The following is a 23,326-nucleotide window of genomic DNA, read 5'->3' as shown; positions in this document are numbered from 1 at the left end:
CTCGTAACCCTTTGCTAACAGGAGAGCAGCACCGTGTCCCATCCAGACGCGCCGCCGATCGACCGTCCTGCTGCCCCTGGGGCGTCCGCTGCCGTGTTCACCTCCATCCCGCTCCCGCTGCCGGGCGAGGACCAGGCGCGCGCCGACCTGTACGCGCTGCTCGCGCGCCTGCTGCTGAGGGCGCCCGACGGTCCCTTGCTCGACGCCCTGGCCGGCGCCGACCCGATTTGCGCTGCAGGCGGCGACCCGGCGCTCGAGCAGGCCTGGGAACAGCTCACGGGCGCCTCCAGCGTCATGGATCCGGACGCCGTGCTCGACGAATTCGACACCCTCTTCATCAGCATCGGCACGCCCCCGGTCAACCCCTACGGCTCGCGCTACCTGTCCGGCTTCATGAACGACACCCCGCTGGCCGAACTGCGCACCGACCTGGCGCGCTACGGCGTGCAGCGGGTGCGCGGCGTGGGCGAGTTCGAAGACCACCTGGGCTCGCTGTGCGAGACGATGCGCGTGCTGGTCGCCGGCGCGCCCGGCATCGCGCGCCAGCCGGTCGAAAGCCAGCAGCAGTTCTTCGAGGCCCACATCGCGCCCTGGTATGCGCGCTGCGTGGCCGACATCGCGTCCGCCGAAGGCGCCAATTACTACCGGCTGGTCGCACGCCTGGCCGGGGCCTTCCTCGACATCGAAGCGCAAGCCTTCGCGGTCGGGGAAGCCGTCGCACATTAACCAGGACGAGGCAACCGCCATGAAACAGCAATCGCCAGGACAGGAACCGATTCCCGCCTCGGTGCCGGAAGGCAAGCCCGCAGCCGGGGCGCCGGACCCCGCGCGCCGCAGCTTCCTCAGGGCCGCGCCGCTGGGCGCACTGGCCGTGGTGGCCGGCAGCGCGGGCGCGGCCGAGGTCCCCGCCGCGGCGCCGATTGCCCCCGAGCCGCAGGCCAAGCGCGGCTACCACGAGACCGAACACATTCGTCGTTACTACCAGACCGCCGCCTATTGGTGAGCAGGCGTCGAGCGCACCCGAGCAACCGGAGAGCCAGCATGTCCCTTGTGAAGACCACCCGCGACAGCGGACTGAAACGGCGCCGCTTCCTGGTCGGGGCCGGCGTAGCGGCCGGCGCCGGCGCCCTGGCGCGCCAGTTGCCGCTGAACGTCATCGAACCGGCCGAGGCAGCCGACCCGGTGCCCGGCGCCAAAGTCCCCACCGAAATCAAGCGCACCATCTGCAGCCACTGCTCGGTGGGCTGCTCGGTCGATGCGGTGGTGGCCAAGGGCGTCTGGGTGCGCCAGGAAGCCGCCTTCGATTCGCCCATCAACATGGGCGCCCACTGCGCCAAGGGCGCCTCGGTGCGCGAACACGGCTTCGGCGAGCACCGCCTGCGCTACCCGATGAAACTGGTGGGCGGTAAATATGTGCGCATCTCCTGGGACCAGGCCGTCAACGAGATCGGCGACAAGCTGCTGCAGCTGCGCCAGCAGGCCGGGCCCGACGCCCTGATGGTCATCGGCAGCTCCAAGCACAACAACGAACAGGCCTATTTGCTGCGCAAGTGGAGCGCGTTCTGGGGTTCCAATAACTGCGACCACCAGGCGCGCATCTGCCACTCGACCACCGTCGCGGGCGTGGCCCAGACCTTCGGCTACGGGGCGATGACGAATTCCTTCAACGACCTGCACTACAGCAAGGCCGTGATGTTCATCGGCTCTAACCCGGCCGAGGCGCACCCGATTTCGATGCTGCACTTCCTGCACGCGAAAGAGCTCGGCGCCAAGATGATCGTGGTCGACCCGCGCTTCACCCGCACCGCGCGCTTCGCCCACCATTACGTGCGCGTGCGCCCAGGCACGGACATCCCGCTGGTCTGGGGCATGCTGTGGCATATCTTCACCAACGGCTGGGAAGACAAGGAATACATCGCCGCCCGCACCTATGGCATGGAAGACGTGCGCAAGGAGGTCATGAAGTGGACGCCCGACAAGGTGTCGGATGTCACCGGCGTGCCCGAATCCTCGGTGCGCATGGCAGCCGAGATGCTGGCCAAGAACAAGCCCTCGTCCGTGGTCTGGTGCATGGGCATCACCCAGCACCACGTCGGCACCGCCAACGTGCGCGCGCTGGCCATCCTGCAGCTGGCGCTGGGCAATATCGGCATCCCCGGCGGCGGCGCCAACATCTACCGCGGCCACGACAATGTGCAGGGCGCCACCGACGTCGGCCCCAACGGCGACTCGCTGCCGGGCTATTACGGCATCGCCGAAGGCGCCTGGAAGCACTTCTCGGCGGCATGGGGCGTCGACTACAACTGGATCATGTCGCGCTTCGGCTCCAAAGAATTGATGGAAAAGCCCGGCATCACGGTGTCGCGCTGGTTCGATGCGGTCAACGAGCAGAACCAGTTCGTCGACCAGCCGAGCAACCTGCGCGCCGTGTTCTACTGGGGCCATGCCCCGAACAGCCAGACTCGGCTGCCGGACATGAAGGCGGCCATGCAGAAGCTCGACATGCTGGTGGTGGTCGACCCTTACCCGAGCATGACGGCGGCGATGCACGGCCGCACCGACGGCGTCTACCTGCTGCCGGCTGCCTCGCAGTTCGAGACCCAGGGCTCGTGCACGGCCTCGAACCGCTCGATCCAGTGGCGCGAGCGCGTCATCGCACCCCTGTTCGAGTGCAAGACCGACCACGAGATCATGTATTTGCTGGCCAAGAAGCTCGGCTTCCATAACGAGCTGTGCCGCAATATCAAGGTGGTGCAGAACGAACCGGTGATCGAGGACATCCTGCGCGAGATCAACCGCTCGTGCTGGACCATCGGCTACACGGGCTGCTCGCCCGAGCGCCTCAAGCTGCACATGGAGAACAAGCACACGTTCAACCCCACCACCATGCGCGCCGACGACGGCCCCTGCAAGGGCGACTACTACGGCCTGCCGTGGCCCTGCTGGGGCACGCCGGAAATGAAGCACCCGGGCACGCCGATTCTCTACGACACCAGCAAGTCGATCGCCGAGGGCGGCTTGCCGTTCCGCGCCAACTGGGGCGTCGAGCACAACGGCGTATCGCTGCTGGCGGCCGACGGCTCGACCAACAAGGACAGCCAGCTCGACACCGGCTATCCCGAATTCGACCACGTGTTCCTCAAAAAGCTGGGCTGGTGGGCCGAGCTCACCCCGCAGGAGCAGGCCCTGGCCGAAGGCAAGAACTGGAAGACCGATCCGTCCGGCGGCATCATCCGGGTGGTCATTTCGCACGGCTGCGCGCCCTTCGGCAACGCGCGGGCGCGCTGCAACGTCTGGAATTTCCCCGACCCGGTGCCGGTCCACCGCGAGCCGTTGGCTTCGCCGCGCCGCGACCTGGTCGCGGCCTACCCGACCTACGACGACAAGGCCAATTTCTGGCGCCTGCCGACGCTCTACAAGTCGGTGCAGGCGGTCGATTATTCCAAGGACTATCCGATGGTCATGACCTCGGGCCGCCTGGTCGAGTACGAGGGCGGCGGCGAGGAAACCCGTTCCAACCCCTGGCTGGCCGAGCTGCAGCAGAACATGTTCGTCGAGATCAACCCGAAGGATGCCGCGCAGATGAACGCGCGCATCGGCGACTACGTCTGGGTCGAGACCCCCACCGGGGCGCGCATGAAGATGATGGCGATGGTCACCGAGCGCGTGCCGATCGGCCTGGTCTGGATGCCTTTCCACTTCGGCGGCTGGTGGATGGGCGAAGACCTCGAGCGCCACTATCCCGAGGGCGGCGCCCCGACCGTGCGCGGCGAGGCCTGCAACACGGGCTGGACCTACGGCTACGACGCCGTGACGATGATGCAGGAAACCAAGGTATCGCTGTGCCGGGTCGTCCGGGCCTAGCGGACGCATGACGGACCAGAAGAGTTGAGGAGGGTGGCATGGCCGCGAGGATGAAATTCATTTGCGATACCGAGCGTTGCATCGACTGCAATGGCTGCGTAACCGCATGCAAGAACGAAAACGAAACGCCCTGGGGCGTGAACCGGCGCCGCGTGGTGACCATCAACGACGGCATCCCGGGCGAGCGCTCGGTGTCGATCGCCTGCATGCACTGCACCGACGCGCCCTGCATCGCGGTGTGCCCGACCAACTGCATCTACCACACCGAGGACGGCATCGTCCTGCACAGCAAGGACCAGTGCATCGGCTGCGGCTACTGCTCCTATGCCTGCCCCTTCGGCGCGCCGCAGTTCCCCGAGACCGGGCTGTTCAACCACCGCGGCAAGATGGACAAGTGCACCTACTGCGCCGGCGGGCCCGAGCCCGACACCTCGGAAGCCGAATTCAAGAAATACGGCCGCAACCGCATCGCCGAGGGCAAGCTGCCGGCCTGCGCCGAGATGTGCGGCACCAAGGCGCTGCTGGCCGGCGAAGCCAACCTGATCGCCGACATCTACCGCCAGCGCGTCGAGACGCGCGGCTACGGCCCCGAGCTGTGGGGCTGGAAGATCGCCTACGGCCGCCCGAAACGCGGCGGCGAAGTCCAGGCCAAGGGCGACCTGCCGCGCCGCAACCTGATTCCCGGCGACGCCCAGAACGGCGGGGGAGGGTTCCCACAATGACCACGCCTTCCAACCACAAGCCGAGGTACAGGCTGGCCTGCTGCCTGCTGGCGCTGCCCCTGCTGCTGAGCGGCTGCCTCGAAGTCGACCAGCATCCCGAGTGGCTGCGCGGCCAGTACGCCGGCAAGGTCGACAACCGGCACTACCAGGTGCGCTTCCACAACGACCGGCTGGCCTGGGCGGCGGCCATCAACAACCGCAACCAGAAGCAGAACGAGTACAACCGGGCCAATCCCTAGGAGCCGACGATGCACGCCAACCCGCTTCGAATCCATGCGTTCCTGGCCAGGCTGTTGTCCCTGCAGGTGTCCTGCGTGCTGCTGGCCCTGGCGGCGACCTTCCTGCTCTCGCCGGCCTTTGCCGGCGTGCCCAACAAGGACGCCAAGCCGGCCTATGCCGAGGAGCAGACCATGCTCCAGATCGAAGGCGATTCTGTCGTGCCCGAGCCCGGCCTCACCAATCCGGCTTCCGGCCGGGTGCACATGGACCGCCACTTCCTGGGCCAGTACGGCACCAAGGAAGCGAACGTCATCGTCCAGCGCGGCGGCAATACCTGGCGCCACCTGCGCAACGGGCCGCTCGCGACCATCGCCGGCTTCATCCTGCTGGTCGTGCCGTTCCTGATCTTCGTGTTCTACAAGGCAGTCGGACCGGCGCGCGAAGAACCCGGTTCCGGGCGCCGCATCCAGCGTTTCACGGCCTGGGAGCGCCAGGTCCACTGGGCCACGGCCTATACCTTCATTGCGCTGGCGATCACCGGCATCATCATCATGTACGGCAAGAAGATCATGCTGCCGTGGATGGGACACGACCTGTTCTCGTGGGTGGCGATCATCTCGAAATACCTGCATAACTTCGTCGGGCCGCTGTTCATCCTGTGCTCGATCCTGATGTTCATTACCTTCTTGCGCCGCAATTTCTTCAACCGCCATGACTGGCAGTGGGTCAAGCAGGGTGGGGGACTGGTGTCGCACAAGCACGTACCGGCCGGTTTCTTCAATGCCGGCGAAAAGGCCTGGTTCTGGCTCGGCGTGACCTTGCTGGGCATCCTGATGTCCATTACCGGCCTGGTGCTGGACTTCGTCAACTTCGGCCAGTCGCGCTACGTGCTGCAGGTGGCCAACGTGCTGCACGTGGCCGGCGCGGCCCTCTACATCGCCGCCGCCATGGGCCACATCTATATCGGCACCTGGGGCACGCCCGGCGCCTACCAGGCCATGCGCGAAGGCACCGTGGACGAGGAATGGGCACGCGCCCACCACGCGCTCTGGTACGAGCAGGTCAAGAACGGCAGCGCGCCCGGCGCCCATCCCGACAGCCCGCCGCCCGTGCGCCCCGCGCCGCGCCCCGGCCCGGCACACTGAGGACGATTTCATGAAACCAACGAGCATCCTGATGCATGGCGCACTGGTAGCACTGGCGCTGGCGGCGAGCGGCTGCGACCGCGGCGGGCACCCGAGCGTGGGCGGCATCGAGCAGACGAAATATCCCGGCCAGGTCACGGCCGGCGGCCAGACGGCCGGGGCCATCATTGCGGCCACCGCCAAGCCGGTGACCGACGCCACCTATGCCGGCGGCACGCCGGGGCATGCGGGCGGTTCGGGCGGCACCAGTTCGGGAGCAGAAACGGCCGGCACCGTGCGCGAGACCGGGCAGGGCCCGACGACCGGCGTGACGCCGCCGTCGGGCGCCCAGGCCGGCACCCAGAAGCCGTCCGGCGACAACGGCCGTCCTGCGGCCCCGGCGCCGGGAACGGTCGAGGCGCCGGCCGCCACCAACAATGCGCCGCAGGGTCCGGCGGCGGCCACCAACCTGAGGGGCCAATGATGAGCAAGCACACCCTTCTCGCCTGCGTGCTGGCGGGCCTGATGGCGGCAAGCGCGGCCTGGGCGGGGCTGCCCAAGCCGGTCCTGACCCCGGCGCAGCAGCAGGCCGCCGCCGCGAAGAAAGCCGAGGCCGACGCCAAGGCCGCGAAGGACAAGGAGGCCCTGGCGGCCTCGATGGACACGATCAGCACGCGCTGGCGTTCCCAGGCGGCGGGCAAGGGCTGGCGCATCAACCCGCCGGTCGCCATCGCCGCCGCCCCGCCAGCCGCTGCGCCGGGCGCCGCCCCGGGCGTGCCGCCGAACATTGCCGCGGGCGTACCCGCGGGCACGCCGCCGGGCGCCATGCCCACCGGCACCGCCCGGGCCGCCGCCGCTGCCGGCATGGTGCCGCCGGGCGTGACGCCGCCGGCCGCGGGCATGCCGGCCGCGGCGCCGAATACCGCGGCGCCGGGCACGGCCGCGGCCGCGCCGGCCACGGGCGCCGCGCCGCTCAGCCGCCAGGCGCTGAACGCCGCCAATGTCCCGGTCAAGAGCGAGAAGCTGGGCAACGTGACGCCGAGCGAAGACGTCAAGAAGCAGCAGACCCGCGCTGTCCCGAGGGGGGCCGGGCCCGCCGTCGAGCGCGACAGCACACCCACCACGGCGAACAAGAAATGAAAATGGGTTCGATGCCGATCGCGGTCATCATGCAGCGCCGCGCCGTCCAGCACCGCTGGGCCGACGAAGCCTGGGCCGCGGTGGGCGTGGTGCCCGACCGCGGCAACCTGCCGCGCCTGCAGGTGCTCAGCGAAAGCCCGGAGCGCGACTACTACCTGGTGTCGGGCCTGGAGCTCGAGCTCTACACCGATGAGAACGAGGGCTATTACGAGAACATGGTCGCGCCCGAGTCAAAGGTCTTCGTCCTGTGGCGCATGGAGGAAGGCAAGGCGATTCCCGCACGCGCCTCGGTCAGCTATGTCGAGGGCACGCGCATGTTCGATTCGGGCGAAGCGGCCGACGGCGTGACCATGCCCGCCGAGGTGTACACCTGGGTGGCCGAATACCTGCGCCAGCACTACCAGCCCAAGCCGCGCCGCGGGCGCCAGCACGGATGAGGGGAGCCCTGGATGTCTGAAGAAGGATTCTTCCGGCGCTGGGCACGCCTGAAGTCCGCCGGGCTTGAAGACAAGCCGGGGACGGCGCACGCCCCGGCGCAGCAAGCCGTGCCTGCCGCCGGATCGCCCATGCAGCACGGCGCACCGGCAGTGCGCCCCGCATCCGACCCGTCCGCCGCGGGAGAGCCGCAGGCGCAGGCGAGGGCGTTGCCCACCCTCGAAGACGCGGCGCGGCTCACGTCCGATGCCGATTTCTCCGCCTTCGTCGGCAAGGACGTGGACAAGTCCGTGCAGCGCCTGGCCCTGAAGACCCTGTTCGCCGACCCGCATTTCAATCTCATCGACGGGCTCGATGTCTACATGAACGACTATAACAAGGCCTCGCCGCTGACCCCGGTCATGCTGGCCTCGCTCCAGCATGCCCAGGGCCTGGTGGCCAGGCTGCTGGACGACCAGCGCAAGGATGCAGAAGAAGGGGCAGCCGCCGAAACGGCCGCGCCGCCGACCACCGAACAAGGGACCGCATGAACATCCGCTTCACCGATACGCCACCCCTGGACCCGCTGCAGGACGGGGTGGACGCCCAGGCGCGCAGCGCCGCCATCCTGGCGGCCGACGCCATCCCCGTATTCGAGGCGTCCGTCACCGTCGGCTACACCTCCAGCGGGCGCTCGCTGGTGGTCGGGTCGAGCGCGAACGCGCTGCCCTGGGCCGACCGCCTGGCCGGCATGCTGCCGGTTACGGTGCTCCTGCTCGACAACCAGGAAACCATGCCGGTGCGGCCCTACCCGGTGCACGTCGCGCGCACCGTGGCCGTGGCCGGCTGGCTCGGCGCTTTCGAGGCGCGCTGGCAGGCGCCCGGCAAGCCGGTGGAGCAGGGCCGCTTCGACCTCGTGCTCGACCTGAGCCCGAGCCGCCTGATCCCCAGCCACCAGCGCCCCAACGGCTATTACGCGCCCGGCTACGACGATTGCGCCCGCGAGCAGGATGTGGAGGCCATGCTCGGGATGGTCGGCGAATTCGAGAAGCCCAAGTATTTCGCCTACAAGGAGCGCATCTGCGCCCACGGCCGCAATGGCCAGAAGGGCTGCACCGCCTGCATCGACATCTGCTCGGCCTCCGCGATCGCGAGCGACGGCGACAGGATCAAGGTCAATCCCTACCTGTGCGCCGGCTGCGGCGCCTGCTCGACCGTCTGCCCGACGGGCGCCATCAGCTACGCCTTCCCGCCGGCCGCGCTCACGGGCAAGCGCATCCAGGCGGCCCTGCGCTCCTACCGCGAGGCCGGCGGCCAGCAACCGGCGTTGCTGCTGCACGACCCGGAGCATGGCGCGGCGCTGCTGGCGCAAATCGGCAATGCGATTCCCGGCCGCGTCATCCCGCTGGCGCTGCAGCACAGCGCCTCGACCGGCATCGACGTCTGGTTCGCCGCGATCGCCTATGGCGCCTCCGGCATCTCGGTCCTGGTGACGGGCCACGAAGCGCCGCAATACCTTGCCGCCCTTGACCAGCAGATGGAAATCGCCCAGGCCGTGCTCGATGGCCTCGGCTACGACGGCCCGCACCTGCAATTGCTGCGGGTCGATGCACCGGAAGAACTGGCGGTAGCCCTGCGCCACGCCCCGCGCGGCCTGGCGCCGAGCGAGCCGGCTGTCTTCCACCTGGCCAACGACAAGCGCAACACCCTCGACTACGCGCTCGACCACCTGCACCGCCACGCGCCGCACCGTCCCGAGCAGGTGGCGCTGCCCCTTGGTGCGCCCTTCGGCGCCATCGAAGTCAACCGCAGCGCCTGCACCCTGTGCATGTCCTGCGTCGGCGCCTGCCCGGCAGGCGCGCTGCAGGACGGGCAGGGCGCGCCGCTGCTGCGCTTCATCGAGAAGAACTGCGTCCAGTGCGGCCTGTGCGCCACCACCTGTCCCGAGAACGCCATCACGCTGGCGCCGCGTTTGTCCTTCATGGACACGCGCAACCAGCCGGTGGTGCTCAACGAGACCCAGCCCTTCCACTGCATCCGTTGCGACAAGCCCTTCGGCACCCTGCAGATGGTCGAGAACATGCTGGGCCGCCTGGGTTCGCACCCCGCGTTTGCCGGCCACCTCGACCGCCTGCGCATGTGCGGCGACTGCCGTGTGATCGACATGATGGAGCCCAGGGACGAGATGCGGGTGACGACCTTGCGTCGGGATTAAGCATCTCGGGCCGGGGACCCTGCATCGCCTTACCCCGTAGGGTGGGCAGATCCTCAGGCTGTCGGACGGCGCACGCATCGCTTCCCGGCACGCATCCGGCCGCCGTCCGGCCCCGATGTAAATTCCCGCCCGGGCATCCCACCCCCACCCAAACAATGGCAGAATAGCCACGACACCACGGCCGGCATCGCCCATCCGCGCCGCCGCCCGACCAGCGACCAGGAGACACCATGACGCCAACCCAGCGCTTCGTCCAAGCCCGCGACTTCCTGCAGCAGCACCGGCTCGACTACGACGCCGCCTATCGCGGCTACCGGCCGCCCCAGCTGGAGAACTTCAACTGGGCGCTCGACTTCTTCGACCAGCAGGCCAGGGACAACCTGCTGCCTGCCCTGTGGGTCGTGGAAGAAGACGGCTCCGAGCGCAAGATCTCGTTTGCCGACATGGCCTCGCGTTCCTGCCAGGTGGCCGAATACCTGCGCCAATGCGGCGTGCGGCGCGGCGACCGGGTGCTCCTGATGCTGCCCAACCGGGTCGAGCTGTGGGAAATCATGCTGGCCGGGATCAAGCTCGGCGCGGTGCTGGTGCCCACCACCATGCTGGTGTCGGGAGGGGACCTGCAGGACCGCCTCGAGCGCGGCCGTGTCAAGCATGTCATCGCCCAGGCCTCCGAAGCCCCCAAGTTCGAGACCATGCAGGGCAGCTTCACCCGCATCGCCGTCGGCGGCAAACCGGACGGCTGGCACGATTACGAAGAGAGCCGCGACATGCTCTCGGTGTTCGACCCGGAAGGCGAGACCCGCGCCACCGATCCGCTGCTGCTCTACTTCACCTCCGGCACCACTGCCAAGCCCAAGCTGGTGCTGCACAGCCACCAGAGCTATCCGGTCGGCCATTTGTCGACCATGTACTGGATCGGCCTGCAGCCCGGCGACATCCACTGGAACATCTCCTCGCCCGGCTGGGCCAAGCACGCCTGGAGCTGTTTCTTCGCACCCTGGAATGCGGGCGCCACCATCTTCATCTACAACTACGAGCGCTTTTCCAGCAAGGCGGCGCTCGACACCATCACCCGCTGCGGCGTGACCTCGCTGTGCGCGCCGCCCACGGTCTGGCGCATGATGATCCAGGAAGACCTGGGCAAGTGGAAGCCGCCGCTGCGCGAGCTGGTCGGCGCGGGCGAGCCGCTCAACCCGGAAGTGATCGAGCAGGTCGAGAAGGCCTGGGGCATCCGCATCCGCGACGGCTTCGGCCAGTCCGAGAGCACCGCGCAGATCGGCAATTCGCCGGGCCAGGCGATCAAGCCGGGCTCGATGGGCCGCCCCTTGCCGGGTTATAGCGTCACGCTGCTCGACATCGACGACGCGCCCGCCAGGGAAGGCGAAATCTCCGTCAAGCTCGACCCGGCCCCGCTGGGCCTGATGATGTGCTACGAGGGCGACGAAGAAAAGACCGCCAATGTCATGCGCGCGGGCCACTACCACACGGGCGACACCGCCACGGTCGACGCCGACGGCTACTATTTCTACGTCGGCCGCAACGACGACGTCTTCAAGTCCTCCGACTACCGCATCAGCCCCTTCGAACTCGAGAGCGTGCTGATCGAACACGAGGACGTGCTGGAAGCGGCCATCGTGCCCAGCCCCGATGCGCTGCGCCTGTCGGTGCCCAAGGCCTTCGTCACGCTGCGCCAGGGCGTGGCGCCCAGCCGCGAAGTGGCCGCCTCGCTGTTCGCGTTTGCGCGCGAACGGCTCGCGCCCTACAAGCGCATCCGCCGCATCGAGTTCCGCGAGCTGCCGAAAACCATCTCCGGCAAGATCCGCCGTGTCGAGCTGCGCAAGGAAGAAGCCGGCCGGGGCGAGGGTGTGCAGCAGCAGGGCATCGAGTACCGCGAGGAAGACTTCTCTACTCCATAGCCGGCAGCAAAGCGGTCGATCGTCGCAGGGTGGGCGTAAAACAATTCGCTGGACTGTTTTACCTGCCCACGCGTTCAACCGATGCTTGCCACACCTGCGGGCATCCGATAGCCACGCGATGTCAAGCAAACACCTTGATTACCGAAGTGTGCGGCACACCCGTCCACATTGCCGCCATAATAGTGGTCAATCCCACAACAAGCGCCGACACCGCCCCGTGGCCGCGCACCGCTTTCGACTCCCATCGATGACAACCACCAAACCCGCCGCCGCCAAGCTTGACCTTTCCTACGAAGTGCGCAGCTCCCCCGTCCACGGCAACGGCGTCTTTGCGCTGAAACCCATCGGCGCGGGCGAGCGCATCATCGAATACCGTGGCGAGCGCATCACCTGGGACGAAGCGACCCGGCGCGCCGCGGATGCCGGCGGCCCGATCAACCACACCTTTTATTTCACGCTGGCCGACGGCCGCGTGATCGACGGCGGCAGCCGCGGCAACGCGGCGCGCTGGATCAACCACGCCTGCTCGCCCAATTGCGAAGCGTTCGAGGACGAGGGGCGCGTGTATATCCACGCCATGCGCGACATCGAGCCGGGCGAAGAGCTGAACTACAACTACGCGCTGATCTACGACGAGCGCCATACGCCGGCCCTGAAAAAACTGTTCGCCTGCCGCTGCGGCACGCCCGGGTGCACCGGCACCATGCTCGCTCCCAAGAAGCGGGCCAGGAAGCCGTCCGCGGCCGTTTGATGAAAGACGCCATGATTCCCGTCGTGCGCAGCCTCCTGGAAACCGACCTGTACAAATTCACGATGTGGCAGGCGCTGCTGCACAGCCACCCGGGCGCCGACGGCGAATACGAGTTCCGCTGCCGTAACCAGCCGGCCTATCCGTTGGCCGAGCTGAAAGACGATGTCGAGCGCGAGCTCGATCATCTCTGTTCGCTCATGTTCACCGAAGAAGAAGTCGTCTACCTGCGCGGCCTGCGCTTCATCAAGAGCGATTTCGCCGACTTCCTCACACTGTTCCGCTTCCAGCGCAAGTTCATCGAGGTGTCTACCGACGGCCCGCACCTGCGCATCCGCGCCGTGGGTCCGATCGTGCACGTGATGGGCTTCGAGATCTTCGTGCTCTACATCGTCAACGAGCTGTACTTCCGCCGCTTCGAGCGCGAAGCCGCGATTGTCGAGGCGCGCCTGCGCCTGCAACAGAAGATCGACGAGCTGCGCGCCTTCGAGCGCGAGCCCAGGCGCGCCACGCCTTTTGAATTCTTCGATTTCGGCGTGCGCCGGCGGTTTTCGGGCGAGTGGCACGACGAGGTCGTGGCCACGCTCGCACGCGAGCTGCCGCAATTTTTCAAGGGTACCTCGAACGTCTACCTGGCGCGCAAATACGGGCTGGTGCCGATCGGGACCATGGCCCACGAATACCTGCAGGCCTACCAGGCTTTCGGGGTGCGCCTGCGCGACTTCCAGAAGGCGGCGCTGGAGGACTGGGTGCAGGAATACCGCGGGGACCTGGGTACCGCGTTGACCGACGTGGTCGGCATGGACGCCTTCCTGAACGACTTCGACCTGTACTTCGCCAAGTTGTTCGACGGCCTGCGCCACGATTCAGGCGACCCGGTGGCGTGGGGCGAGAAGGCGCTGGCGCACTACGCGCGCCTGCGCATCGATGCGCGCACCAAGCGCCTGGTGTTCTCGGACGGGCTGAGCGTGCCCAAGGCCCTGAGCCTGTACCGCCATTTCGCCGACCGCACCATGCTGGGCTTCGGCATCGGCACCAAGCTCACCAACGACACGCCTTATCCGGCGCTGAACATCGTGATGAAGCTGGTACGCTGCAACGGGCAGCCGGTGGCCAAGCTGGCCGATACGGCAGGGAAGTCGATGTGTACCGACGAGACCTTCCTGGCCTACCTGCGGCAGGTGTTCAACCACCCTCAGGAGTAGTCGAAACCCTACGGGCCGCCGGCTGACCGGTGCTCCAGGCGCTGCGTGCGCGATCGAATTTACGCGCTGTGGGCCAGACGGCGCACGCCGCGCTGTCCGGTCTCTTCCAGCTGGAAGGTATTGACCACCGCCGCCAGCTCCGCCGCCTGCGAGCGCAGCGACTGCGCCGCGGCCGCCGCTTCTTCCACCAGCGCGGCATTTTGCACCGTCATCTCGTCCAGGCGCGCGATCGCATCGTCCACGCGCTCGATGTCGGCGCGCTGCGATCCGGTCGCGGCGCTGATGTGGCCCATGATGCCGGTGACGCTGTGCACGCCGTCGACCACCTTGCGGATGGTCTCGCCGGCTTCGCCCACCAGTTTCGCGCCGGTGCCGACCTTGCTCACCGAGTCCTCGATCAGCGCCTTGATTTCCTTGGCCGCGGCCGCGGAGCGATGGGCCAGGTTGCGCACTTCGCTGGCGACCACGGCGAAGCCGCGGCCCTGTTCGCCGGCGCGCGCCGCTTCCACCGCCGCGTTCAGCGCCAGGATATTGGTCTGGAAGGCGATCCCGTCGATCACCGCGATGATGTCGACGATCTTTTTCGAGGATGCGTGGATCAGCTCCATGGTGGTGACGACCTGGTCGACGGCCGCGCCGCCCTGCACCGAGACGGTCGAGGCGTCGGTGGCGAGCGCGCTGGCCTGGGCCGCGTAGTCGGAGTTCTGGCGCACCGACTCGATCAGCTGTTTCATCGACGCGGCCACCTGGGTGAGGGCGGCGGCCTGGGTTTCGGTGCGGTTCGACAGGTCGAGGTTGCCCGAGGCGATCTCGGACGAGGCCGAGGCGATGGCGTCGGTGCCGCCGCGGACCTTGCTCACGATGCTGCTCAAGCCATCGCGCATGGCACTCATGGCGAACAGCAGGCTGGAGGGATTGGCGCGGTCGGTGTCGACCGGACGGTGCAGCTCGCCGCCGGCGATGGCGCGCGCCACGCTGGTGGCGTAGGCCGGCTCGCCGCCGAGCTGGGACACCAGGCTGCGCACCAGCACCAGGCCGATCACCACGCACAGCACGACCGACAGTGCACCCAGGGCGGTGATCCAGTAGCGGCCTTGCGAGGCTTCGGCGTTTGCCTGGGCGACGGCGCTGTCGGTGTTGGCCTGCAGGCCGCGCAGCAGCACGTCGATGTCGGCCACGATCTGGCGGCGCAGCGGGCTGCATTCCTCGACCAGGAAGGTTCCGAAGGCATCCATGTCGCCGCTGCTGCGGAAAGCACGCGGCCGTGCCAGTTCGCGCGCCATGGTCAGCATGCCGGCGCGGACCTTGGCGTATTGCGGATTGTCCTGCAGGACCGGGTCGAGGCGGGAGAGGGCGGCCAGGTAGTCTGCCTTGCGCGCATCCACCAGGTCGAGCTCGCGGGCGGCGGCTGCCGCATCCTTGAAGATATAGGCATTACGCGCCGCGATGCCGGTCTGGGCCAGGGCTTCGCGCGCCGCATACAGGGGTTCGAGCTGGGTACTGCGCACGCTGTCTGCACGCTGCAGATCGTTTTCGATGCTGTTCACCTGCGACACGGCAAAGGCGGCCAGGACAAGGGTGATCGACAGGATGAGGGCAAAAGCGGAGTACAGCCGCGTTGCAAGCCCAGCGTGTTGGAAGAAGTTCATGAATGGTTCCGTTTGTTATGAGAGCTGCTCAAATGACAAGCTTGTTGGTAAATGCGCCACGGATTCTGTCAGTTCAATTTCTTTATGGCAACTGAATATGAGCAATTCAGGTATTACCGCAAGTTATCTTTTCAGAGGCACAGCTAATTTGTTCGAGGACAGGACAGCACACAAGTGTGGTATTTGAACAACTCTCAAGATGTATACACAAGCAGTAGCAAAGACGTGTAATGATTTATTCCATATATTTGTTCAAATCGACGTGATTATAAGCAATTTATTGCCTTAAAGCAAGTCAATTTGACGGATATGACAATATTTGAACCCGATCTCTCAGTGGATTCCGTTTTTGTAGGGAATTTCGGCAGATCGGCTATACTGTCAGCACACATAGGATTGCGAATGCTAAGCAAGTTCACTGAAGAAGACCCGATCCTCACTACCAGCGCAGCGGCGCGGATGTTGGGCGTTGCGACCAGCACCGTGCAGTTGTGGATGGAAAGTGGCGCCATCGCTTCCTGGAAAACGCCGGGCGGACACCGCCGCACGCGCCAGAGCACGATTACCGGCATGCTCGAGCGTGCCGGACCACTGTCGGGCTCGCTGTCCGGCGAATCGGCCGCGCCCATGCCGACCGATCCCGAATACCTGAGCTCCGGCGCCGAGGTGTACCCGACCGGTCCCGACGAGGCGCGCCGCCTGGCGGCGCTCGCGGTCAGCGGCCTGGTCGACAGCGCACCGGAAGAACGCTTCAACCGCATCGTGCGCCTTGCCGCCACCGTGACGGCCTCGCCGATCGCCCTGGTGTCGCTGCTGACGGCGCGGCGCCAATGGTTCAAGGCGCGGGTCGGCCTCGAGCCGCAGGAAACGCCGCGCGAATGGGCCTTCTGCTCGCATGCTATCCTGCAGGATGCTCCTTTCATGGTCGAAGACGCCGCCACCGACGAGCGCTTCCGCGACAACCTTTTGGTGCTGGCCGATCCGCGCATCCGCTTCTATGCCGGCGTGCCGCTGCGCGACCGCTCCGGCCTGCCGATGGGCACCCTGTGCGTGATCGACCGCGAGCCGCGCCGCCTGCGCTCGGCCGAACTGCAGGCGCTGCGCGACCTGGCCGATATCGCATCTAGCGAGATGCAGGCCAAGTCCGCCTGATCGGGCGCAAGGCGTGAAAATGCGCGACAAAGCCGCGCGCATTTCGCGCTATGCTGGCGGCTTCCCTTTATGCCGAGGACCGTCATGAAATGTTTCGCCGCTGCCGCCCTGACCCTTGCCGCCATCTTTGCCGCGTATGCCCTCCCGGCCGCCGCACGCCAGCCTGCCGCCGCTGCCGCAACCCCGGATGCCGCCGTAAGCGCTGCCGCCAATAGCGCCGCTTCCGGCTTCCTCGCGCTGCTCGATGCCGGCAAATTCGGCGACTCCTGGACTGAAGGAGCAGCCCTGATGCGCGGCGCGGTGCCGCAAGACCAGTGGAGCGGCGTGGTCGGCTCGATGCGCAAACCACTGGGCGAGGTCAAGTCGCGCAAGCTGCTTTCCTCAACCGCCACCCGCAGCCTGCCCGGCGCTCCGGACGGCGATTACGTGGTCGTGCAATACCAGACCGAGTTCGCCAATAAAGCCAGCGCGGTCGAAACCGTCACGCCGATGCGCGAGCCGGACGGCCGCTGGAAAGTGGCGGGATACTTCCTCAAATAAGCCGCTCTGGTAGCGGGTCCATCGCCGTATATCCGCTGCGTGATGGCCGTGAAGCGCCTTAATGCGCCGCACGACCTTGGAGGAAGTCCTCGTGACAAGCGCGCTGGTCGTCTCCGATCCGCTCTGTTTTCTATTCGTAATATGCTTGAAGGCAAGGGCTGAACAATGGAAAATTTACGCCTAGAAATTTACTGATGTATTGTTACCACAAGTCGTAAAAGCAGGTATCAGGGCTACCAAGATATGTGGATCAACTACCCAAAGTGCATGTAGTATTTACATCAGTCCGCTAGAAAAGACATCCGATAAAAATATGGCATGCGCCAGGTCGCGAATGCACCTGCATGTCCTAACCATGGGATGGCAAAAAATGAATAATGGCTTCCTGAAACCGATTCGCGTCTTGCTCGTTGAGGACCATCAGCTGCTGTTGTGGGGGCTGTGCAAACTCATCAATGAGCACCGGCCCTTGATGGAAGTGGTCGGGATTGCCTCGAATCAGGCCGACGCCTTGCAGCGACTGCCGCATGCGGCGCCGGATCTCGTCTTGATGAAGTTTCAACTGGCGTCCATGAGTCCGGACGGAATGCTACCAGCCGAATTGATTGCTTCTTGCCGGACCCTGCTGCTGGTGGACGATGCCAGTGCCGAAAACCTGGGCCGCTCGGTGCGCTGCGGCGCCCATGGCATCCTGACCAGGAAGTCCAGTGCCGAGGAAGTCGTCAAGGCGATCGACAAGACCCATGGCGGTGAATTATGGTTCGGACGCGAAGCGGCGAATCTCGCTCTGGCGCAGCTGCGCTGTCCAGTCAGGGCGGAAGCCGCCAGGCGCGATACGACGCTCGACCAGCTCACTCCGCGCGAGCGCAAGGTGCTCGACGCTGTCATCGACAGCCGTTCGCGCCCCAACAAGTCGGTCGCCAAGCAGCTGTTCATCTCCGAGTCGACGCTGCGCAATCACCTGTCCTCGATCTACCAGAAGCTCGGCGTGAGCAACCGGCTGGATCTCTACATGCTGGCCCAGACCCGCGGCTACGCGCCGGAACGCGTGCATCAGCCGGCGTAAAGGCGCCGCCTTGCGCTGGTGTAGCGCAAGGCGGCTGCCGCGGAAAAGCGTCATTTCCCCTGGAGCATGGGCCCAATGGTCCTGATGATCTGAATGACCGCCGGTCCCAATACCACGAGGAATACCGACGGGAAAATGAACAGCACCAGCGGGAACAGCATCTTGGTGGGGATCTTCGCTGCCTTTTCCTCTGCCCGGATATGGCGCTTGTGGCGCAGGTCGTCGGAAAAGACCCGTAGCGCGTCGCCGATCGAGGCGCCGAAGCGGTCCGCCTGCGTCAGCATGGTGGCAAAGGAGCCGAGTTCCTCGACGTTGGTGCGCAGGGCCAGGTTGCGCAGCGAGGCGGCGCGCGTGGCGCCCGCCCGCATCTCCAGGTTGGTCAGCTGCAGTTCCTCGGCAAGCGCGGGACTTTTTGGCGCCACTTCTTCCGCCACCCGGGTCAATCCCGCGTCCAGTCCCAAGCCCGCCTCGACACATACCAGGAGCAGGTCGGCCGCATCGGGGAATTCTTCGAAAATCGTGCGCTTCCTGCGCGCCGCCGCCATGGACAGCAGCATGTTGGGCAGGTAGCAGCCTACCAGCGCCGCTACCAGCACGCACAGCAGCATGGTCACGCCGGTGGCGCCTCCGGTGGCCCGCAGGGCCGAGAAGCTGGCTGTAGCGAACAGTAGCGGCAGCAGGGTTTTCACGCCGAAGAACACCAGCGGGGCCTTGGCGGAGCGAATGCCGGCGTTGAGGAAGCGGATGCGCAGCCGCGAGCGCTCCCAGGCTTCATCGGGCGTCGACAGCTTTGCGAATGGACCGACCGCTTCGGCGATGCGCGCCGTCCAGGTGGTCGCAGGGCGTACGCCCTTGGCGAGGGCGTCGACGCGCTGGTCCGTGGCCGTCGGCGCGAGCCAGAAATAGCCGGCGCACAGGCCACAGGTGACAGCGAGGAAAACGATGATGGGCAGGGACATGGCGCGCTCTCCTCAGACGCGAATTTTGACGATCCGGACCATGACCAGGGCGCCAAGAAAAGTCAGGAACAGCATCAGCTGCAGGATGCTGATGCCCAGCGGGTCAGTCCAGAGGCGCGACATGAATTCCGGATTGGCCAGGTTCAGCACGGCTCCGATCGCGGGAGGCAGCAGGCCCAGGGTCCAGGCCGACATCCGGCCCTCCGACGACAGCACCTTGATGCGTCCGTGCAGCTTGAATCGGTCCCGGATCAGGCGGGCCAGGTTGTTCAGGATCTCTGTCAGGTTGCCGCCAGACTGGCGCTGGATCAGGATCGACACGACCAGGAAGCGCAGGTCGGTCACCGGCACCCGTTCGCAGAGCTCCATCAGCGCATGCTGGAGCGACACGCCGAAGTTCACTTGTTCATGAACGGCAGCGAATTCTCCGGAGATCGGCTCGGGCATTTCATCGGCCAGCAGCCTGATCGCCAGCGGCAACGAATAGCCGGCGCGCAGCGCCCGCACGATCAGCTCGAGCGCCTCGGGAAGCTGGTGATGGAAGCGGTCGAGGCGACGGCGGCGCGCGCGCGCGACGTAGGCCCAGGGCAGGGCGGCGCAGACCAGCGCCACCAGCATCCTGGTCGGCAGCGGGGCTGCCGCCAGCGTCAAGAGCCCGAATCCGGCCACGCCTGCTGCAAGGCTTGCCATGCTCACCGCCGACACCGTCCAGCTCAGGCCGGATTGGGCGATATATCGCTCTATCAATAGGGCCAGCGGAAGCTTGCCCAGTGCGCGGTCGATGCCGGACAGGTCGCTCAGCTTGCGTTGCCGGTGCAGGCCGGCAAACTCGCCCTCGTGCGACTTCGCCAGGGCGTCGATGCGCTGGCGCAGGCGAAGTGCGGCGACGCCCCGGCGCGAGCGCCAGAACAGGAACAGCGCCTCGATCCCCAGCAGGACCGAGACGAACACCATCAGCGAGATGGCTGCGGCAGAATTGTTGGTGATAAAGCCGGGCATGGCGCTCTCCTGGGTCAGCTGTAGTGACGGCCGGGGTCGAACATCCGGTCGGGCAGGACGATGCCGAAAGCCTGCAGGCGGTCGGTGAAGCGCGGCCGGATGCCGCTGGCCTGGAAATGCCCCGAAATCTTGCCGTTGGCGTCGACGCCGGTCTGATGGAAGCCAAAGATTTCCTGCATGGTGATCACCTCGCCTTCCATCCCCGTGATTTCCTGTATGCTGGTGATCTTGCGCTGTCCGTCGGTCAGGCGCAGCGCCTGCACCACGACCGTGATCGCCGAGGCGATCTGCTGGCGGGTGGCCTTGTGCGGCAGGTTCAGGTTTGCCATCCCGATCATGTTCTCGAGGCGCGATATCGCGTCGCGCGGCGTGTTCGCATGGATGGTCGTGAGCGAGCCTTCGTGGCCGGTGTTCATGGCCTGCAGCATGTCGACCGCCTCGGCGCCGCGCACCTCACCGATGATGATCCTGTCCGGCCGCATCCGCAGCGCGTTCTTGACCAGGGCACGCGCCGTGATCTCGCCCTTGCCTTCGATGTTCATCGGCCGGGTCTCCAGGCGCACCACGTGCGGTTGCTGCAACTGCAGTTCGGCCGCATCTTCGATCGTCACCAGGCGCTCGGACTCCGGGATGAAGCCGGACAGGATGTTGAGCAGCGTCGTCTTGCCCGCTCCCGTACCGCCCGAGATCAGCATGTTCACCTTGGCCTGCGACAGGCCCCTGAGCATCTCCGCCATTTCCGGCGTCAGGCTGTGGGTGTCGTTGACCAGGTTGTCCATCTTCAGTGGAATATGGGCGAAGCGGCGGATCGACATCATCGGTCCGTCCAGCGCGATGGGCGGGATCACGGCGTTCACGCGCGAGCCGTCCGGCAGCCTGGCGTCGACCATTGGACTGGACTCGTCGATGCGCCGTCCGACCATCGACACGATCTTGTCGATGATGCGCATCAGGTGCTTGTCGTCGGTGAAGCTGACGTCGGTCAGCTCCAGCCTGCCGCGCCGCTCGACGTAGATGCGGTCGTAGGCATTGACCAGGATATCCGACACGCTGGGGTCGGCCATCAGAAGTTCGATCGGCCCGAAGCCCAGCATCTCGTGCTGGATGTCGCGCACCAGCATGCGCCGCTCGACTGCGCTGACCGGGGCCGGCTCTTCGGCAAGCAGGCGGTCGATGGCATGGGCGATTTCCTGGCGCAGCAGGTCGGCAGGCAGGGTCTCGAGGATCGCGAGGTCGAACTGTTCGAGCAGCTTCAGGTGCATCTGCTCCTTGAGCTGCTTGTATTCGTCGCGGCGCGCCCCTGCGGCGGCCGGGCGCTCCGCATCGTCGCGCCGGGGGGAGAATTTGTCGCGCAATGACATGGCATCCTCCGGCTCAGGCACGCTTGAACCAGCGGTCCACCACGCCCAGCTGCGGTTCCTTGGGTGGGTTGACAGCAGCGGACAGGGCACTGAGGTTGCGAATCACGCCATGCTTTTTTTCCACCTGCATCAGGGGCACGCCCTGGTTGATGGCGCTGCTGACCTGGCGCCAGCCATTGGCGATGGTGTGCAGGGTCAGTGGACCCAGGGTGCGGCGCACCTGCTCGAGGGTGACCTCGCTGCGTTTGTCGTAGCGGTTGACGATCAGTTCGATGTGCTCGCTCGCATAGTCGAGCGAGCGCAGGATCGTGAGCAGGCGATCGGCGTTGCGCAGGTGCGGCACGCTGGCCTGCATCACCACAAAGGTAGTCGATGCCAGGTCCAGCGCCGTCATCATGATCTCGTCGAGGTGGCGCGGCAGGTCGAGCAGCACCGCGTCGTACTGGGTCACCGCCTGCTTCAGGATGGCTTCGACATGCTCGCCGCGGATGTCGGCGGCCTGGGCAGGATCGTTCGGGGCCGCCAGGATGCTGAAGTTATCGGTCACCCTGGTAGCCACCGAATCGAGCAGCGAGGCATCGAGCCGGTCGAGGTCGCGCGCGATGTCGGCGATCGTGGTCGCCGCTTTTTTCTCCTGCACGAAGCCGAGGGCGTCGCCGAACTGGAGGTTCAGGTCGACCAGCAGCGTGGAATGCGATTGCGCCATCTGGTGGCCGAAATTCGTGGCCAGGAAGGTCGTCCCGCTGCCCCCGCAACTGCCGACAAACGCGTGGATACGTCCCAGCGAGGGCGCGTTGGACGTCAGGCGCCTGGCCGCGGCGCGTTCGACCGCGCCGGTCAGGAGCTCCTTGGGATCGAGCCCGGGTATGACTTCGCGCACCCCGGCGCGCATGGCGTCGAGCAGGAACTCGGGCGAAGGGTTGTCGCAGACCAGCAGGACCGCGGCCTGCGGATGGCGTAGCGCCACCCCCTGCGCTGTGGCCAGCACGGCGCGGGCATGGGTGCGCGCATCGAGAAGCATCAGCTCCGGGGCGGTGTTTTTCGTGCGGCTGCCCAGCTCCAGCATGCGGATACGGGTGAGGTCATAGCTGCTGCGCGTCAGGTGGGCGCCGGCCAGTTGCAGGAAGGCGGTGTCGTCGGAAACGATCAGGATTTTCATGGTGGCCTCGTGGTAGTCAGCAATCAACGCCGCTGATGGGATCCTGGCGCATCATTTCGCGCGGAAGATAGGTAGAAAAGCCGGGCATCGAAATGATGCGCTGCCCGACGGCGCCCGGCATCGGGGCAATCCAGCGGAAGTCCAGCCCGGTGATGGCGACCGTCACGCTGTCGCAGGTGGCGGCTGTGCACCCAGCCGGGGCCCAGGCCACGTCGATGGTGCTGACCTGCGGTAGCAGGCCCTGCATTTTTGCCAGTACCGCGCTGCTGCCGCCGACGTCGGTGCAGGCGACAGCGTAGCGCGCGCCCAGGCGGGTGACTTCGCTCGCAGCGCTCCAGGTATGCAGCACGCGCACGAAGTCGAGTAGTCCCAACGTGAACATCAGGAAGGTCAGCAGGGCCAGAGAAAATTCCACGGTGGTGGCGCCACCTTGCCGGGCAATCATGTCGGGCTCCGCATGGTGGCCCGGATGGGGCTGAAAGTGATGGTCTGGAACTGCGTGCCGAAGACATTGCCCAGCATCGGAATGAACTGGTAATTCTGGACAGTCACGGTGACCAGGTGCATGGCGGGGTAGCTGCCGGTCAGGGTATAGGTGGGCCCAGGCACGTTGGAGGTGCTCAGGCCGGGCACCTGTGGACGGCCTGTGCCGGCGGGATTGCCGTAGACGATGATGTTCCTGGCTTGGGCAAGATCGGTGTTGGGCGCCCGTACCGACAGGTAGCGGGCGGCCTCGCGGACCGATTTGGCCAGGGTGCCGTAGTAGAAAATTGCGCGTCCGAGCTCGGTCGTGATAACGATCATCATCAGCAGGAAGGGCAGGATGAGCGCGAACTCGACCAGGGCGACGCCGCGTTGCCGTGTCATGTTGCTC

At 66.3% G+C, this 23,326-nt stretch carries 24 protein-coding genes; 17 read left to right on the top strand and 7 right to left on the bottom strand.

The window, feature by feature from the left end; all coding sequences use genetic code 11:
• Window positions 1-33 precede the first annotated feature (33 nt).
• From AC3XQU_RS05565 to pncB, 14 genes are all read left to right on the top strand, one after another.
• The gene (locus AC3XQU_RS05565) at window positions 34-726 is read left to right on the top strand and encodes a TorD/DmsD family molecular chaperone (protein ID WP_489873144.1); all 693 of its coding nucleotides are present in this window, start codon (window positions 34-36) and stop codon (window positions 724-726) included.
• A gap of 19 nt (window positions 727-745) precedes the next feature.
• Window positions 746-1,003, top strand: coding sequence for a formate dehydrogenase (locus AC3XQU_RS05560; protein ID WP_489873143.1), 258 nt, complete (start codon window positions 746-748; stop codon window positions 1,001-1,003).
• 38 nt (window positions 1,004-1,041) lie between these two features.
• Window positions 1,042-3,864, top strand: coding sequence for a formate dehydrogenase subunit alpha (locus AC3XQU_RS05555; RefSeq protein ID WP_489873142.1), 2,823 nt, complete (start codon window positions 1,042-1,044; stop codon window positions 3,862-3,864).
• Window positions 3,865-3,902: 38 nt separating this feature from the next.
• Window positions 3,903-4,586: a formate dehydrogenase FDH3 subunit beta gene (fdh3B, locus tag AC3XQU_RS05550; protein ID WP_489873141.1), complete on the top strand. Its 684-nt coding sequence runs from the start codon at window positions 3,903-3,905 to the stop codon at window positions 4,584-4,586.
• Entirely contained in the window at window positions 4,583-4,825 is a 243-nt protein-coding gene (locus AC3XQU_RS05545; protein WP_489873140.1) for a hypothetical protein, read from the top strand. Before fdh3B ends, AC3XQU_RS05545 begins: the two co-directional genes overlap by 4 nt.
• 9 nt (window positions 4,826-4,834) lie before the next feature.
• Window positions 4,835-5,950, top strand: coding sequence for a formate dehydrogenase subunit gamma (locus AC3XQU_RS05540; protein ID WP_489873139.1), 1,116 nt, complete (start codon window positions 4,835-4,837; stop codon window positions 5,948-5,950).
• A 10-nt stretch (window positions 5,951-5,960) separates the two neighbouring features.
• Window positions 5,961-6,413: a hypothetical protein gene (locus AC3XQU_RS05535; protein ID WP_489873138.1), complete on the top strand. Its 453-nt coding sequence runs from the start codon at window positions 5,961-5,963 to the stop codon at window positions 6,411-6,413.
• Window positions 6,413-7,069 carry a hypothetical protein gene (locus AC3XQU_RS05530; protein WP_489873137.1) on the top strand — a complete coding sequence of 219 codons (657 nt, stop codon included), beginning with the start codon at window positions 6,413-6,415 and terminating at the stop codon, window positions 7,067-7,069. The genes AC3XQU_RS05535 and AC3XQU_RS05530 overlap by 1 nt, the downstream gene beginning before the upstream one ends.
• Window positions 7,070-7,071: 2 nt before the next feature.
• Window positions 7,072-7,506, top strand: coding sequence for a DUF3305 domain-containing protein (locus AC3XQU_RS05525; RefSeq protein WP_489873136.1), 435 nt, complete (start codon window positions 7,072-7,074; stop codon window positions 7,504-7,506).
• Between the two features lie 12 nt (window positions 7,507-7,518).
• Entirely contained in the window at window positions 7,519-8,034 is a 516-nt protein-coding gene (locus AC3XQU_RS05520) for a DUF3306 domain-containing protein (RefSeq protein ID WP_489873135.1), read from the top strand.
• Window positions 8,031-9,698: a 4Fe-4S binding protein gene (locus AC3XQU_RS05515; protein ID WP_489873134.1), complete on the top strand. Its 1,668-nt coding sequence runs from the start codon at window positions 8,031-8,033 to the stop codon at window positions 9,696-9,698. The genes AC3XQU_RS05520 and AC3XQU_RS05515 overlap by 4 nt, the downstream gene beginning before the upstream one ends.
• A 230-nt stretch (window positions 9,699-9,928) precedes the next feature.
• A complete protein-coding gene (locus AC3XQU_RS05510) occupies window positions 9,929-11,614 on the top strand; it encodes an AMP-binding protein (protein WP_489873133.1) in 1,686 nt (561 codons plus the stop codon).
• Window positions 11,615-11,861: 247 nt separating this feature from the next.
• On the top strand, window positions 11,862-12,365 hold the full coding sequence (locus tag AC3XQU_RS05505; RefSeq protein WP_489873132.1) for an SET domain-containing protein: 504 nt from the start codon (window positions 11,862-11,864) through the stop codon (window positions 12,363-12,365).
• Window positions 12,366-12,376: 11 nt separating this feature from the next.
• Window positions 12,377-13,567, top strand: a complete 1,191-nt coding sequence (gene pncB, locus AC3XQU_RS05500; RefSeq protein ID WP_489873207.1) for a nicotinate phosphoribosyltransferase — start codon at window positions 12,377-12,379, stop codon at window positions 13,565-13,567.
• A 59-nt stretch (window positions 13,568-13,626) separates the two neighbouring features.
• On the opposite strand, the gene AC3XQU_RS05495 is transcribed toward pncB, so the two are convergent.
• Window positions 13,627-15,216 (bottom strand): methyl-accepting chemotaxis protein, encoded by a 1,590-nt coding sequence (locus AC3XQU_RS05495; protein WP_489873131.1) that lies wholly within the window; start codon window positions 15,214-15,216, stop codon window positions 13,627-13,629.
• Between the two features lie 402 nt (window positions 15,217-15,618).
• On the opposite strand from AC3XQU_RS05495, the gene AC3XQU_RS05490 reads away from it, so the two are divergent.
• The 3 genes from AC3XQU_RS05490 (at window position 15,619) to AC3XQU_RS05480 (ending at window position 17,974) form a co-directional block, all read left to right on the top strand.
• Window positions 15,619-16,368, top strand: a complete 750-nt coding sequence (locus AC3XQU_RS05490) for a GAF domain-containing protein (RefSeq protein ID WP_489873130.1) — start codon at window positions 15,619-15,621, stop codon at window positions 16,366-16,368.
• A gap of 84 nt (window positions 16,369-16,452) precedes the next feature.
• On the top strand, window positions 16,453-16,908 hold the full coding sequence (locus AC3XQU_RS05485; protein ID WP_489873129.1) for a DUF4019 domain-containing protein: 456 nt from the start codon (window positions 16,453-16,455) through the stop codon (window positions 16,906-16,908).
• A gap of 370 nt (window positions 16,909-17,278) precedes the next feature.
• On the top strand, window positions 17,279-17,974 hold the full coding sequence (locus AC3XQU_RS05480; RefSeq protein ID WP_489873128.1) for a response regulator transcription factor: 696 nt from the start codon (window positions 17,279-17,281) through the stop codon (window positions 17,972-17,974).
• 50 nt (window positions 17,975-18,024) lie between these two features.
• On the opposite strand, the gene AC3XQU_RS05475 is transcribed toward AC3XQU_RS05480, so the two are convergent.
• Genes AC3XQU_RS05475 through AC3XQU_RS05450 form a run of 6 tightly spaced genes read right to left on the bottom strand, consistent with a single transcriptional unit; the run spans window position 18,025 to window position 23,319 of the window.
• Window positions 18,025-18,933: a type II secretion system F family protein gene (locus AC3XQU_RS05475; protein WP_489873127.1), complete on the bottom strand. Its 909-nt coding sequence runs from the start codon at window positions 18,931-18,933 to the stop codon at window positions 18,025-18,027.
• Between the two features lie 12 nt (window positions 18,934-18,945).
• Complete coding sequence (locus AC3XQU_RS05470) at window positions 18,946-19,932, bottom strand: type II secretion system F family protein (RefSeq protein WP_489873126.1); 987 nt, start codon at window positions 19,930-19,932, stop codon at window positions 18,946-18,948.
• 14 nt (window positions 19,933-19,946) lie between these two features.
• A complete protein-coding gene (locus tag AC3XQU_RS05465; RefSeq protein WP_489873125.1) occupies window positions 19,947-21,293 on the bottom strand; it encodes a TadA family conjugal transfer-associated ATPase in 1,347 nt (448 codons plus the stop codon).
• Window positions 21,294-21,306: 13 nt separating this feature from the next.
• Complete coding sequence (locus AC3XQU_RS05460; RefSeq protein WP_489873124.1) at window positions 21,307-22,452, bottom strand: CpaE/TadZ family protein; 1,146 nt, start codon at window positions 22,450-22,452, stop codon at window positions 21,307-21,309.
• 16 nt (window positions 22,453-22,468) lie between these two features.
• Complete coding sequence (locus tag AC3XQU_RS05455; RefSeq protein WP_489873123.1) at window positions 22,469-22,897, bottom strand: TadE/TadG family type IV pilus assembly protein; 429 nt, start codon at window positions 22,895-22,897, stop codon at window positions 22,469-22,471.
• Window positions 22,894-23,319: a TadE/TadG family type IV pilus assembly protein gene (locus AC3XQU_RS05450; RefSeq protein WP_489873122.1), complete on the bottom strand. Its 426-nt coding sequence runs from the start codon at window positions 23,317-23,319 to the stop codon at window positions 22,894-22,896. The genes AC3XQU_RS05455 and AC3XQU_RS05450 overlap by 4 nt, the downstream gene beginning before the upstream one ends.
• Window positions 23,320-23,326: the final 7 nt, after the last annotated feature.

It is taken from the genome of Telluria sp. AZSoR62 (genome assembly GCF_058111565.1).
The sequence above is the reverse complement of the archived record's forward strand: the minus strand, read 5'-3'. Positions and strand labels throughout refer to the sequence as shown.